The organism is Anaerocolumna chitinilytica (assembly GCF_014218355.1).
Classification (GTDB): Bacteria; Bacillota; Clostridia; order Lachnospirales; family Lachnospiraceae; genus Anaerocolumna; species Anaerocolumna chitinilytica.
In genome coordinates this window covers 1,723,169-1,735,789 of the sequence record NZ_AP023368.1, presented here as the reverse complement: position 1 = coordinate 1,735,789, position 12,621 = coordinate 1,723,169, and the positions used below count along the sequence as shown (strand labels likewise).

General features: G+C 34.4%; 14 protein-coding genes. All 14 read right to left on the bottom strand.

Going from position 1 to position 12,621, the window contains the following annotated elements:
- Positions 1 to 495: 495 nt before the first annotated feature.
- The 14 genes from bsdcttw_RS07465 to bsdcttw_RS07400 all read right to left on the bottom strand — a co-directional run bounded on the left by bsdcttw_RS07465 (position 496) and on the right by bsdcttw_RS07400 (position 12,614).
- Positions 496 to 1,161, bottom strand: a complete 666-nt coding sequence (locus tag bsdcttw_RS07465) for a chymotrypsin family serine protease (protein ID WP_207726515.1) — start codon at positions 1,159 to 1,161, stop codon at positions 496 to 498.
- A 5-nt stretch (positions 1,162 to 1,166) separates the two neighbouring features.
- The gene (locus tag bsdcttw_RS07460) at positions 1,167 to 1,589 is read right to left on the bottom strand and encodes an immunoglobulin-like domain-containing protein (protein ID WP_185258752.1); all 423 of its coding nucleotides are present in this window, start codon (positions 1,587 to 1,589) and stop codon (positions 1,167 to 1,169) included.
- A 177-nt stretch (positions 1,590 to 1,766) separates the two neighbouring features.
- Positions 1,767 to 2,546: a helix-turn-helix domain-containing protein gene (locus bsdcttw_RS07455; protein ID WP_185258751.1), complete on the bottom strand. Its 780-nt coding sequence runs from the start codon at positions 2,544 to 2,546 to the stop codon at positions 1,767 to 1,769.
- Positions 2,547 to 2,743: 197 nt separating this feature from the next.
- Positions 2,744 to 4,006, bottom strand: coding sequence for a hypothetical protein (locus tag bsdcttw_RS07450; protein WP_185258750.1), 1,263 nt, complete (start codon positions 4,004 to 4,006; stop codon positions 2,744 to 2,746).
- Entirely contained in the window at positions 4,006 to 4,179 is a 174-nt protein-coding gene (locus bsdcttw_RS07445; protein WP_185258749.1) for a hypothetical protein, read from the bottom strand. Before bsdcttw_RS07445 ends, bsdcttw_RS07450 begins: the two co-directional genes overlap by 1 nt.
- A gap of 122 nt (positions 4,180 to 4,301) precedes the next feature.
- The gene (locus bsdcttw_RS07440; protein WP_185258748.1) at positions 4,302 to 5,138 is read right to left on the bottom strand and encodes a C39 family peptidase; all 837 of its coding nucleotides are present in this window, start codon (positions 5,136 to 5,138) and stop codon (positions 4,302 to 4,304) included.
- A gap of 1 nt (position 5,139) precedes the next feature.
- Positions 5,140 to 6,981 (bottom strand): VirB4 family type IV secretion system protein, encoded by a 1,842-nt coding sequence (locus bsdcttw_RS07435; protein WP_185258747.1) that lies wholly within the window; start codon positions 6,979 to 6,981, stop codon positions 5,140 to 5,142.
- A 16-nt stretch (positions 6,982 to 6,997) separates the two neighbouring features.
- Entirely contained in the window at positions 6,998 to 7,696 is a 699-nt protein-coding gene (locus bsdcttw_RS07430) for a hypothetical protein (protein WP_185258746.1), read from the bottom strand.
- Positions 7,697 to 7,718: 22 nt separating this feature from the next.
- Positions 7,719 to 8,162 carry a hypothetical protein gene (locus bsdcttw_RS07425; RefSeq protein ID WP_207726514.1) on the bottom strand — a complete coding sequence of 148 codons (444 nt, stop codon included), beginning with the start codon at positions 8,160 to 8,162 and terminating at the stop codon, positions 7,719 to 7,721.
- A 71-nt stretch (positions 8,163 to 8,233) separates the two neighbouring features.
- A complete protein-coding gene (locus tag bsdcttw_RS07420; protein ID WP_185258744.1) occupies positions 8,234 to 8,554 on the bottom strand; it encodes a single-stranded DNA-binding protein in 321 nt (106 codons plus the stop codon).
- A gap of 76 nt (positions 8,555 to 8,630) precedes the next feature.
- Positions 8,631 to 9,326 (bottom strand): JAB domain-containing protein, encoded by a 696-nt coding sequence (locus bsdcttw_RS07415; protein WP_185258743.1) that lies wholly within the window; start codon positions 9,324 to 9,326, stop codon positions 8,631 to 8,633.
- The gene (locus bsdcttw_RS07410) at positions 9,323 to 9,526 is read right to left on the bottom strand and encodes a hypothetical protein (RefSeq protein WP_207726513.1); all 204 of its coding nucleotides are present in this window, start codon (positions 9,524 to 9,526) and stop codon (positions 9,323 to 9,325) included. The genes bsdcttw_RS07415 and bsdcttw_RS07410 overlap by 4 nt, the downstream gene beginning before the upstream one ends.
- A gap of 12 nt (positions 9,527 to 9,538) precedes the next feature.
- On the bottom strand, positions 9,539 to 11,389 hold the full coding sequence (locus bsdcttw_RS07405; protein WP_185258741.1) for a hypothetical protein: 1,851 nt from the start codon (positions 11,387 to 11,389) through the stop codon (positions 9,539 to 9,541).
- Between the two features lie 55 nt (positions 11,390 to 11,444).
- Positions 11,445 to 12,614, bottom strand: coding sequence for an immunoglobulin-like domain-containing protein (locus bsdcttw_RS07400; RefSeq protein ID WP_185258740.1), 1,170 nt, complete (start codon positions 12,612 to 12,614; stop codon positions 11,445 to 11,447).
- Positions 12,615 to 12,621: the final 7 nt, after the last annotated feature.

Sequence of the window (12,621 nt, the reverse complement as noted above, 5' to 3'; positions counted from 1 at the left end):
GTAATATGAACCAGAGATTCAGAGTTTAAAATCTCTTGACAAGTTTTATTAGATATTTTGTTTAAAAATACATTCTTTAATTAACATTTTTTCCAAATTCTGCTGTACATATTGTATCAATGAAACAAATTTCTCATCCTTATCTTCCTTTGTCACTTTCACCGGTTCATGAAAACTAATCTCCACTTTGTTAAACGGAAATGGGATTTTAAAAGCGTCCCACCTTCTTTTCAGCTCTATCATTCTCTTTACTTGTACCGAAATCGGCACTATATTTCGTTTGGTCAAATAGGCAATCGCGAACGGAAAATATTTGGGGACATGATATGGTCCAAGCGGCCCATCCAAAGTAATAGCAAGGTCTGCTGCATTATCCTGGGTTATTTTTTTCTTAAACTTAAATATATAATTTCCGCCATCAGAATTATCCGGCAGACGTATGGCATGATAACCAAAATGTCTACAGATTTCGGATGTTGCTTATCAGTCATAAAATTAGTTTGTTTTAACTGAGAATCCTGTTATATTAATTAGTGGTGTAAAAGAAACTGAAGTAGAATCACTCGCAGAATGTACACCTGAATATGCCCAACCATTATTGTACCATGAATAATATGGACCTCCGCTATCACCACCAGCACTTGATCCGGACGTAATATTTGCATTTGTCATTCCCTTTATAACATATGTTGTACCATCTGACACAACACTCATTGATTGATTTGTTCCAGTAACTGTAACTGCAGCTATACCAGAAGTACCACCATATTTATATAAAAGCGTTCCTACTGGAGGGTTATTGTAAGTACCAGTGATAGCAAAATTCTGAGATGATCCTTTTACAAGATTTGTAGTGTTAAAATCACTGTTTACAGTTGCAATACTGTTATCACCTACTTGATTATTACTAAATTGTTTAGCAGCTAAAGTCCCTAATCTTGTCCCTGATGCAGTGTCTACTTCATAGCCTGGGGCTGTAAAATGGCCATTAAATAAAATAGCTTTACTGCCATAAGCACTTCCTCCGATACTTAATGTAAAATAATATCCATTGTGAATTATAACATCTCCTCCAACTAAATTAGTGGCCTCTGTTTTTTGATAATCATTATCTTCCACAATCGAAATTGGATTAGAATTATTCTGAGAACTCCTATTCATGCCCTTTACTTTATTATAAACTTAACAATAAGTTCTTTGTTATTGACTTTTTTTATATATTGATATTGGCCAGGTGATATACTATAAAGATCTAAGCGAAGTATATCATGTTTTACTGAATTAGGTCCTAAAACTAATCCAACATCTGCGAAATACAAGTTAAGGTTATTATCAACATATGCTACGTCTTCCCATTTATTATCTTTATATACTTGAAAATCATATCGTTCTCCGTAGATATATTGTTCTTTTGTATCATTATGAATATTTATTGTGATTTCTTTCTCTTTTTTATCATACACCTCCTTAACCAAACTCAAGTAAACCAAATCTTTATCACCGGCATGTCTAGTTAGTAGTATGATAATTACAGTAAATATTGCTAAAAAAATAATAATAGCGCATATAAATAGCTGTTTTTTTCTCATATATATTTATATCTTAAGAAACACCTCCTTTGTTATATACTTTGTCCTTATTGTAATAATATTACAATGCAATTATGCCATATATTTACATATAGGACTAGTGTTTTTTTATTAAGACTTTTTGTATAAATAAATATACTCTTTTCCAATATCTATTTTTATCGTATAATTTGGGTGTCACCATGTCACCCCTAATAAGGGCATAAAAAATCCTACCTTAAATATCACTATGATAATCCTTATGTATTTCGTAGAAGCTAAATTTTCTTTAATATACCAACCATATTCACATAGTTCTATATCATTTCTCATTAAAAAGTCAAAGCAAAGGAAAGCTTCATTCAACTTTAGAATAAGCAGCCATTTGATATTCCAGCACAAATCAACACTTTCTCTTACATCTTTCTTTTTCTCAATTGTAATGGCTTTATGTTCGGGTATATTAATAAATACTAATTGCTGCGTGGATTCATAGATAATTGGTATATTATGGTCATCTTGATTTTCATTATAGCTCATAAATACCTCAGTATCTGATTCGTCATATACTGGCCATTCTAACCCTTGCGCATGCACTTCTGTTTTCACTGATGCTTCCATGAGTAATTCATCAATCGAAACAATCTCGAATACTAAACAGTTCTCTGTTGCTTCTACTACTTCAATCTCATTATCATTAGTTATGTTTGTATTAAGCTTATATTCATTAGAGGACTGCCTACCTCTGTAAATCCTTTTTTCAATCGTTATAAAATTCTTTTCCTGAAGCTTTTTAGTAGCTCTCTGTACTGTTCGATCAGAGACTCCACAATGCTTTGCAATCGTATTAACTGAAGGATAACACTCACCAGATTGGTTTGATTTATAGACAAAATACTGTGCCACTAACTTTTCCTTGGATGTTAGGGTGCAGCTTTCACAGATAAGATTCAACATCTTAAATTTTTTCATGGCCATATTCAATTCTCCTATTAGTTTTTTAGTTTTTATTGAAAATAAAAATACAAAAACCAGGACTAAATACTAAAAAACTATAGGGTAGCTATTTACTATTCTTATACATATGATATAATAAAATTAGCTATTAGTTTTTTAGTATAGTCAGTTTACTGGCTAGATAAACGCCACTTGCCCTGGCGTTTATTTTTTTGTCTTTATTCGATTTCATTTAAAAATTCTTCAATAATTTTATTACCAGCAAAGCCGGAAGGTAATAATAAGTCTGGGCAATATTTTATGTACGTTATAAGTCTAGCTTCATTCTGATATTTCGTTTTTAGCTTTATTATTTCATTTTCCATAACCAAATTAAAAAGCAAGTTAATCTTAGTGTTATCTGCAATCATATTTATTGCCGTATCAAGCGCTAATTGTTCATAAGATTGCCTTCCTGATACCAGGATAACACTATCCATAGTATCAACAAATTGATTAACTTTATCTTCATACTCATTAATACATCCAAGATCAAAAATGATAAAATTATTGCCGGCATTTGAATCATATTTATACTCTTGAAAGTATGAAACTGCTTTTTTCAAATAATGGTCCTTTACTTTTAGGAATTCGTAATCACCTGCAATAAGCTCCAGATGGTTATGAGCATTAGCTTCGACATATGATACTTTGGCACCGATAGACTGTAAATAATTAGATAGCTGGATTGCTGCAGTAGATGTACCTACCTTTCTTTCTACCCCCATAATGCCAATCATAAAATTCTGGCATTCCCATTTATTTTTAATTTTCTTTTCCTTAATAAAATCTTGAAGTGTCTTAATTTCCGATTTTCTTTCAAATTCAGGCACCGTGTAAGCTAATACTTCCTTTGGTTTCTTTTGGTTAGTATTAGCTTTCAAAGGAATGCCTTGATTTACCTTTATAGGCTTTTTAACAAAGTCGTCAGCCAATTTAGGTGGAACTTCCGGATCTTTAGTTTGCAGTTGCTTGTCCATCTTCTTAGCTTTTATTGTATCCTCAATCGGATTCGCTTCTACTTCTTCATCCCTTTCATTATTTAGTGTTTCTTCAGAATTAATTTTATCTATGATATTATAGATTTCTATTTCAGGATTATCAGGTTCAGCTATTATAAATAGCTTATTGATATACTCAGCCTGCAGCTGATACAAAGTATCTCTCTTACCCTCATCTTCAGGCAAAATTATAATTCGGCTCTCCGGATATAACAAATAAAACGATTCAAAAGCATCTTTTAATACCATATAATCATCAATCTCAAAGCAGTTAAGATCAAGTAATAGAGAATCAACTTTAAGGTTCCTCATTTCTTTTTTAAGATATTTCATAAATATATCGTAATTCATATTCTTTTTGACTTCTTTACTTAGTATGAAACTTTCCTGCAGGAAATCAAATTTCTTTTCTTTGGCTTCTGTTGTTATATAAAAAAACATTATTGTACCCCCTCAATTACCGGATTGTTTTCACTGCCATCATAAACAACAGCAGGGACATCCTTATCCGGTCTATTCTTTACATCTTTTAAATTAAGAAGGATGCCTGCAGCTATCACAACTACTGCTATAACACCCCAAAGAATGAGCGTTATTATTTTATTATCTTTCAATATAATTCACCTCTCATATAATTTACTTCTACTACATACCGTGGAGTAGCTACGTAATCACTATTCGTTATTTTATCCTGTTCATATAATTCATTCATTATGTCACGTTCCTAGTTGCTAAATTATTTACTTATTGCCCAGAAAGGACCACCAGCTCCTGCACTCCCTTTCGATTCATTAATTATTGTTTCAATATCCCACTCCCGGTTGGTACGCTGCCTACTCGCACAGTCAGCGACTAATATTTTCCCTGATTCTGTTACTCCACGTAAAACAATAAAGTGCCCTCCACTTGTAAAATGTCCAGGCCCCATGATAGCAACTACAAGTTTACCTTCAGACAATGCCTCATATAATCTTTTAGCGGTTTCCTTATCCTTGTTTATACCTGTACAGCTAAGATTATATTCATCTACCAGAGCCGGTATTAAAGCGTGGCTCGACATGGCATATGGCACTCCGTCGCTATAACCCTGTACTAGGTATCCATGTTGGAAGGACCAATTAGCGGTTATCTCCGGTGTTATCTCTTGCCCTGTAAAAGTAGATAATACGATCGCCATGGAAGTTGGTCCACAACCACTTATACCTATCGTTCGAACAGTTCCATACATCATGCTTTTCCATGGATTATCATTCTGATTATAATATGTAACATCTACTTTTCCGCTTTTGATGACTGTTTTTTCATAGTCCATCGTATAACTTCCATCGTCATTAGATTCATCTGAGTATTCAATGCTTACCTGACTTTTTAATTCAGTCAACCCCACTGTATCCTTATTGTCACCCAATATATCTTCTAAAGGAGCAAAAACAATATAAAGAAGTGTAGATATTAGCATAAATACTATAAAAATGGGGACTAAAACGATTGCAATAATTGCTTCTCTTTTTTTTTCGTCCTTTAAAACCCTTGCTGCCTCTGCAGCAATCTTTGCGGCAGATACCACTCCCATCTTATCTTCCACCTGCCGTTCCGATATATTCGAATTTATATTCCGGAATATCAAAATTCACATGAAGCCTTTTAGAGCCAATCATCATCAATGCATGTCCTCGCTGTTTACTCAGTAGCAGTTCTTCTTCAGCACTGGTTAAGTCATATAATTCTTTAATCTCTTTTAGATTTTGTCCATCACATCCAAATATGATTTTATAACAAGGTGAATCCATGAGGGCTTGTCCATACATTTTTATAGAAGGATCAAGGAAATCTACTACGGAATGTGATATTACTCCGATTCCGGCTTCAAATTTTCTGGAACTTTTAACACTATTCCTTAAGAACGCTAATGACTGAGGAACATTAGAATCTATTTTTAAGTAAGCCTCATCATATAAGCTCAAAACAGGTTCTGTAGGATCCGCCGTCATAATTTCCCATGTCCAACTATCAATATTAAAATACTGAGCGCGCTTTACATTATCAGGAGCATCCTGAAGGCTTTTTGTTACCAGACATATTACTCTTGATTTAGGGTTAATTGTAGTGTATCCATTCCATAAAGCACTGTCTGATCCTTTCGCCGCGTCTTCTAGCAAAATAGATAATGTTTCAAATGCATTGATATCATTGCCTTTTCTTACTTTATCCTTCTCTTCAGCTTTTTTTATTAAAAGGTTATACAAATCCTCCATTATTGGAAAGTCCTGCGGTTTCAACAAAGAGATATCAGTATCCCAAAAGATGTTAAAATTGTTATATAGTTCAATAATAGTAGATTTTAATAATGCCTTTTCAATCGCAGTAAGCGAAGGTAGATAAATTGCAAAGAAAACTTCAAGATGCTTTATGTATAATGCCATATCTCCCATTCCAAAGCCCTCATCTGCATAGACCTTCGTTGTTTCATCACTTGCATCTTCATCGGTGTCTCTTGGAATCGCACGAATTTGAAGAGGGTTAATTCTTCCATCCTCGCCACCACCGGCATTTATTAAATCTCCCCCTAGCTTTTTACAGAGATATTTATACTCGCCCTGTGGATCAGTTAAAATAATCTTCGTTCCTTTCATAAATTCAGAAATTACAATATGTTTTATGGCAGTAGATTTTCCTTGGCCTTGAATTCCAAGGATAACAAAATTAGTATTTGTTCTATCCCCGGAGCGCAACCAAAAATCCAAAATGACTAATCCACCGGAAGCATCCTTTGCAACATAATAACCGCTACCATCATTAAAACCGGAACTGGCATTAGCAAACCCTCCCATAACAGCTGAAAGTGGAACAACTCTTTCTGTTACCTGCTGTATATAATCATCCGTCGTATACATTGGAGACATATGCTGTAAAGCTCTGTGCTGCAGGTCTGATAAAAGTCGTAACTTACATTTCGAGGCCATTACTGATCCTACAGCCTTACGCCTAACTTTTTCAAACATTACAGGTTCTGTAGCAAAGGGCATAATGGTAGTACTTAATAAACCTACTAATTCACCATTTTGATCAATATTTTCTAGTAGCCTTTCACCATCATCGGCAGCCTTTTTTGCTCTCTGCTTACTTAAGGTATCTTTTGTAGTCTTCTCAACACCTCTTTCAAAACTTATATTTCTGTTAAGAGCATCTACAAAATCACTGTTATTAATTGGCTTAAAATGAAAACTTGCCAATGTACCTGGAATATTTGTTATTTTAGACATCCAGCCATAATCCGGCTTTGCAGGATATTTTATCAAACCATATATTTTCCCGATATTTTCTCCTACGGAAAGGCTATTTTTCTGAAAGTATAATCCAATAGGAGATATAAGATTTAATAGAGCATTATTTATATGTTCTGCATTCTTTTTCATGGTAGTACTCCTCTGCTTAATACTCATCTAAGATTGGTATAACTGCTTCGGTTCTTGTATCTTCAATCGCGGCAAAAGCCGGGTTATTGATTAGATTACAAAGCCTTATGATTTCAGGCTTTTTTATTACTTCAGCTTTTAAACCGCATGCATTCAGTTTCTCTGAAAAGTCTTTAGCTCTTTTACGTAAATCAGTTTCCGCATCCTCTGTTTGTTTTTCCCACAACATGTAATAAAATTCTCTCTGTACTACCTCCCCTGAAAGAGAAAAATCTGAAATCACTGAAATTTCGTTCCTGAGAACTTCTTTTCTTATCAGATTGTTGGTATTCTTAATCATTTCTGTATATTCCAAAACAAGCGGTGTTATATCTACAGGCCGGCTTACGGCCAGAAACTTAAAATCCTCTTCTAATTCTGAAAATGCAGCTGTCAATTTTTTTGTTAGCAGTTTTTCTTCATTTTTGCTTAGAAGATCCTTTTCAAAGGACTGAACCTTAATATAACTAATAACATAGCCACTCCGGTTATATAGGAAAATATCATTGATATCCCGAACATTAACAAAGTCCTGCGCTGTTTTCTGCGGGACTTCAGGGGAAATTTTTTGACTGTTCTCTGATTTCTTAGCACTACGCTTCAAATAAATAAGCATAAGTATCACTGCTACGATACATAATACAATCATTACTAACGGAAATATTAACTCTCTCATATTGTTATCCTTTCATTATTTTTTACATTTCTTCTTCCATTTCGTATTGTACTTCATGTAAGACATCGACTAGTGATTGCATTTCATTCATTTTTTCAAGCATATTTATATTTTGTATAATTAGCTTTAAGTCTTTCGTTCCATAAATGGATTTTGCTAAATCATATGCCGGGTCAATTGAAATTCGACTGTTACAGGATTTAATTCTCTCTGGCGAATTAATAGAATAATAACTATAGTAGTCCTCCCAGGTTCCATGAAAATCCTCAACCGAATCAGCATAACCAATTTTAATTTTAAGGTTAAGTGCTACGTTAGCTTCATCTTTCGTCAGGTATGTAAGATTACTTTTTACATGATGCGAACAACCATTTGATATCATGGAATGTTTGGTTTCATTAGTCATTTTATTCGCAGATTGAATTCTTTCTATCACATCCGATGTGGCTAAAGTGAAATCCTTCACGCTAACCTCGTTTTGCTCTGCTTTAGATATACCCATAATTATCTCTCACTTTCTTTAACTGTAATATATAATTATCTTACCTTACTTTCAGCAAATTCCACTTCTTCTACAATAATCTGTAATCCTAAGATTGATTGGCCATTGTTTCCTATGTAACTATAATTTTGCATCCTCCCTACTACAAGTATTTTGCTACCCTGTTTAATATACTTCTTTGCAAATTCAGCCTGCTTGTCAAAGGTGATGCATTTTATGTAATCTGTTTCCTCTTCACCATTATTTTCAATTCTTCTGATTACAGCCAGTGTAAAACCAGCAAAGGGTAATCCCTTAGTACTGACTCGGACTACTGGGTTTCTGGTTAGCCTTCCCATTAATACTGCCTTATTCATACACACTCTCCAAGTTTAAAAAAAGCAGCTGTAAGCAGCTGCATTTTAAATAGTATTCTTCTTCTGAATCCTCTTATTATTCTGGCTCGAATTCTTCCTCTCTTTCAGAGATTTCAGAAATCTTACTGATTGCAATAGGCATATAATCCGACATCTTTGGCAGTTGCTTCATATTGTCCATATATCCTTGTTCTTTCATTGATAAATAGCGTTCTCTTCCAACTATTATATGATCCTGTAAAGGTATACCCATGGAATCAAAAATAGCAACAAGTCTTTTGGTAATAGTAATATCTTCTTTGCTGGGATGCGGGTCACCAGATGGATGATTATGCCCAATAATAATGCATGCACAATCAAATTGTAAGGCCCTCTTCACTAAGTCTCTAGGCTGTACTGAACACATATTAACACTCCCTTGATATTCATCACAGCACATAAGCTGCATCTTTGAATCTAAATAAGCTATCATAAAAGACTCTCTGTCTTTTTGATAGTTCACCTTTGAGAAGAAATAATCTGCTATCTTCTCCGGAGAATTATAACTTTGCATTTCAGAGTTCCCTTTTCGATAATATTGATATGAGTTAATAAATTGCTTTAACATTAAAAGCTTCTGCTCCTGACTGCTGGTAGCATCAATTAGCATAGGGTGATCCATTATCTGCAGAAGTTCTGCTTCACTCATATGTTTAAGCCTACTACTGCTTAAACCAACAAATTTACAAAGTCCCTTTATAAATACTTCTTTATTGGTTTGCATGATATTCATAGGGCCTCCCTAAAAGCTATCATTTCAGCCAACAGCTTCAATTTTCCGGTAGTCTCCTCAGAGATTTGTAGTTTGGGTTGTTGCTCAAGAAGTACTACTAAGTTATTGCTTTGCAAATACTGTTCTATCTCATTACGATCTTCCTGCTGTACTTCCATTATGTTAAAAAACATTTCATTTAATTGATTTTCATCCATCATTAACTCTCCATTTCAATAATTTGGTAAGATGCTAATATGCCAGTTATCCCACATTGAACCTTGAACATTAATGCTGGCTGTGGCATAGTAACTCAGCATTCCACCAGGTGTCCATGCATCTAATGTCTCAACGTACACGGTATAAGTCTTATCTGGAAACCATATAGGTAGAAAATGTATTCTGCTTTTATTTATTGAATACAAATTTACAGGAAATTGAATAGTTTCATTCAAGCTTGCACCAGCAAGTTTCCCTAATCTTCGCCATGTCTTATAATTAAATTCAGGAAAATAAAATGCAGCATTCTGCATTCCTGTTACATCTGCATCACCAGTGATTTTAGTATTTACACGAAGTTCAATACCATAGCCACTCTTTATAGTTCCACTAGATGGATTAGCTTCCTTTACAGCTGTATCTGTCACAATTGATGCATTTTGCGAAGTAAGTGAAGCAGAATAATTATTGGTAGTGAAAGTGTATACGGTTTCATATATCTTAATCTTGTTACCATAATAATCATGGACATAATTTCCATACGCATCAGTTTCATAACCTCCTGTCCAAACAGAAGATTTTGTACAGGTATAAGTATGCCAGGAAGTTGTAGTAATCGGTGACGTATAATTTCTTAATTCCCACATTTTTGGAAATGCTGGCAACGTGTCATCGAAATTCTTTGGTTTTGTGTCATCCGCTGTTGGATTAGGCGGTTCCTGTTCTACTAATGGTTTTATCACAATATCCAGATCCGATGTAGATACCGTGCTACTCCCTCCTGTTATCGATACATGTATTGTTGATGATGTCTGTAGCTTCAAGTCTGGTGTTCTCCATTTAATCCATACAGGTCTTGAACCACCGGGGGGAATTACTATCCCTGAAATCGTAGTTGTAGGGATCATTGCACCTGAAAACTTGACTGTTATTGGATTGTCACAGGTTGCTCCATCTCCAGCACCATCTACACTAACATTAACTGCCGTAATAACATCAGTATTGGGTCTGTACCAATATGATCCTCCCCCAACCTGTACTTCTGTATCAGGTTCAAAGGATAATATTCCGATTCCCAAATACTTAAGGATTTGTGCATTTTGAACTCTGTCAGTTTTGCTCCCTGTCCAACGATTCACTCCAAATTCCTTCTTCTTTAAGAATATAGATAGTGGTAAATTCTTGTGTGTAAAAGAAACAAATTTGGCTCTCAACTGTCCGCCTGTTGTCGCGGTACCGCCAAGAGCCAAATCCAGAAGAGCAACTTCATGCGCTGTCATGGCCATATATTTTCCTTCATAGGTAAGGTATATAATTGGTTCAATAATAAGTTTATAATTACCATTTGTCATTTCTCCATATGACATACCAACGCGTGAAGCAATAACTTCTAAGCGCGCCTTATCATCAAAATAGTTCTTTATTTCATCAATATCAGAATTACCAAGGGAACTACTTACAATCGTTGGCATTTCCTCTACTTGATATGCAACAGTTTTACCACCGGAATCAACTCTATACCCTTCTGAAGATTGCTGTAATGCCTTTGAAGATGAATAACCTGCAACTCCCATATATTCTAGTTTCGAATACTTTCCGAAATGGACAATTGCTTTATTCTCTTTGGATTTTCTGAAATAATCAATTGTCCAGGTACCATTGGCCCTTATTCCTGTTTTTATGTTTATAACAGTTATTCTGACTCCATCATCTCCAGATGAATAATAATTATCACAAGTTCCATCTTGTGTTCCGCCACCACTTCCTCCTCCATCCATGTTTGAATCTGCAAAAACCATTCTGTTGCCTTGAAATAATAATAAAACAATAAAAATTAAAATAAATAATTCTCTTCTTCTTTGCATTGTATTCCTCCATAAAAAAAGCATAGCTTTCGGCTATGCTTTTAATTACTATAAATTACCCCCAATTTCCAACATGTTCACCACTAGCCGGAACATCTCCGTTTACATCAGCTCCCTTTTCAGGATCAACATCAAAGAACTTAAATCCACCTGAAGAATCTTTATCATTGGTGTTATTTTTTTTATCATCTTCTGATGTTTTATTATTACCAGTTGAGATTGCTTCTTTGTTTTTTACATTTACTGTAATGGTTTTAGTAGTTGTATTCCCAGCGCTGTCCTTTACCATGTATACAACGTTGTAAATTCCTGCCTTTGAAAGATTCACTTCATCATTGTTCACTTGTATTTTAGAGGTAAGATTTCCGTCTCTATCATCAAATGCACTAATTCCAGCTAAGTATTTAATTTTACTATTAACATAAACTGTCTTGTTTTTTAATCCTTTAAACACTGGTGCTTTATCTTCCAAAACTCTAACATATGTCTGCTTTTTTACTTCATTACCAGAACGATCACTAACTGAATACGTAATTATATATTTACCAGGTGTTTTTAAATCTACATTTTCTGTGTTGACTCTTATTTCTGTAGTCAAATCACCATCCCGGTCATCCGATGCACTTATTCCTTTAATATAATCAACTTTATCTTCCATAAAAGTTTTTATGGGTTTTATTCCTCTTAAAGTAGGCTTTATCGTATCACCAATTACTTTAAACGTAGTACCTAAATTGCTTTTATTACCTGAAGCATCAGTCAGAACCACTACTTCACTAATTTCTCCACCTTCTACATAAGTATGGCTTTCCTTACCATCCTCAAAAGTTATTGATACAGAATTGCTTGTATCCTTTACATTAGTTACTAAAGCAGCTGCTTTAACCACTTCATTGGTTAAAAATTCTTTTCCTGATAAAACAGTTGCTGTTGGAGGTGTAGTATCCGTTACTTTTACATGAAGATCTAGCTCTGTCGCACCATTTGTTATATGAGCTTCATATAATCCTGTTTTTTCAATGTATACATTTGACATATCCATTTGCGCATGTGTAATATTTCCTTTAACATACTCAGATACGTTCGTACTAAGTGACTCCCCCAACTCAGTCACAACTGGATCTGTTATAAGCTCCATCTGATAATGCCGGTAAACACCAACACCGGTAATAACTGTAATTAGTAAACATATACATCCAAAACCAACATATTTCCCTTTCTTCATCTAAATC

What these genes read in the sequence shown, in the direction of transcription:
- bsdcttw_RS07465 (WP_207726515.1), bottom strand. Translation starts at nt 1,161, where the DNA reads ATGAATAGGAGTTCTCAGAATAATTCTAATCCAATTTCGATTGTGGAA.
- bsdcttw_RS07460 (WP_185258752.1), bottom strand. Translation starts at nt 1,589, where the DNA reads ATGAGAAAAAAACAGCTATTTATATGCGCTATTATTATTTTTTTAGCA.
- bsdcttw_RS07455 (WP_185258751.1), bottom strand. Translation starts at nt 2,546, where the DNA reads ATGGCCATGAAAAAATTTAAGATGTTGAATCTTATCTGTGAAAGCTGC.
- bsdcttw_RS07450 (WP_185258750.1), bottom strand. Translation starts at nt 4,006, where the DNA reads ATGTTTTTTTATATAACAACAGAAGCCAAAGAAAAGAAATTTGATTTC.
- bsdcttw_RS07440 (WP_185258748.1), bottom strand. Translation starts at nt 5,138, where the DNA reads ATGGGAGTGGTATCTGCCGCAAAGATTGCTGCAGAGGCAGCAAGGGTT.
- bsdcttw_RS07435 (WP_185258747.1), bottom strand. Translation starts at nt 6,981, where the DNA reads ATGAAAAAGAATGCAGAACATATAAATAATGCTCTATTAAATCTTATA.
- bsdcttw_RS07430 (WP_185258746.1), bottom strand. Translation starts at nt 7,696, where the DNA reads ATGAGAGAGTTAATATTTCCGTTAGTAATGATTGTATTATGTATCGTA.
- bsdcttw_RS07420 (WP_185258744.1), bottom strand. Translation starts at nt 8,554, where the DNA reads ATGAATAAGGCAGTATTAATGGGAAGGCTAACCAGAAACCCAGTAGTC.
- bsdcttw_RS07415 (WP_185258743.1), bottom strand. Translation starts at nt 9,326, where the DNA reads ATGAATATCATGCAAACCAATAAAGAAGTATTTATAAAGGGACTTTGT.
- bsdcttw_RS07410 (WP_207726513.1), bottom strand. Translation starts at nt 9,526, where the DNA reads ATGATGGATGAAAATCAATTAAATGAAATGTTTTTTAACATAATGGAA.
- bsdcttw_RS07405 (WP_185258741.1), bottom strand. Translation starts at nt 11,389, where the DNA reads ATGCAAAGAAGAAGAGAATTATTTATTTTAATTTTTATTGTTTTATTA.
- bsdcttw_RS07400 (WP_185258740.1), bottom strand. Translation starts at nt 12,614, where the DNA reads ATGAAGAAAGGGAAATATGTTGGTTTTGGATGTATATGTTTACTAATT.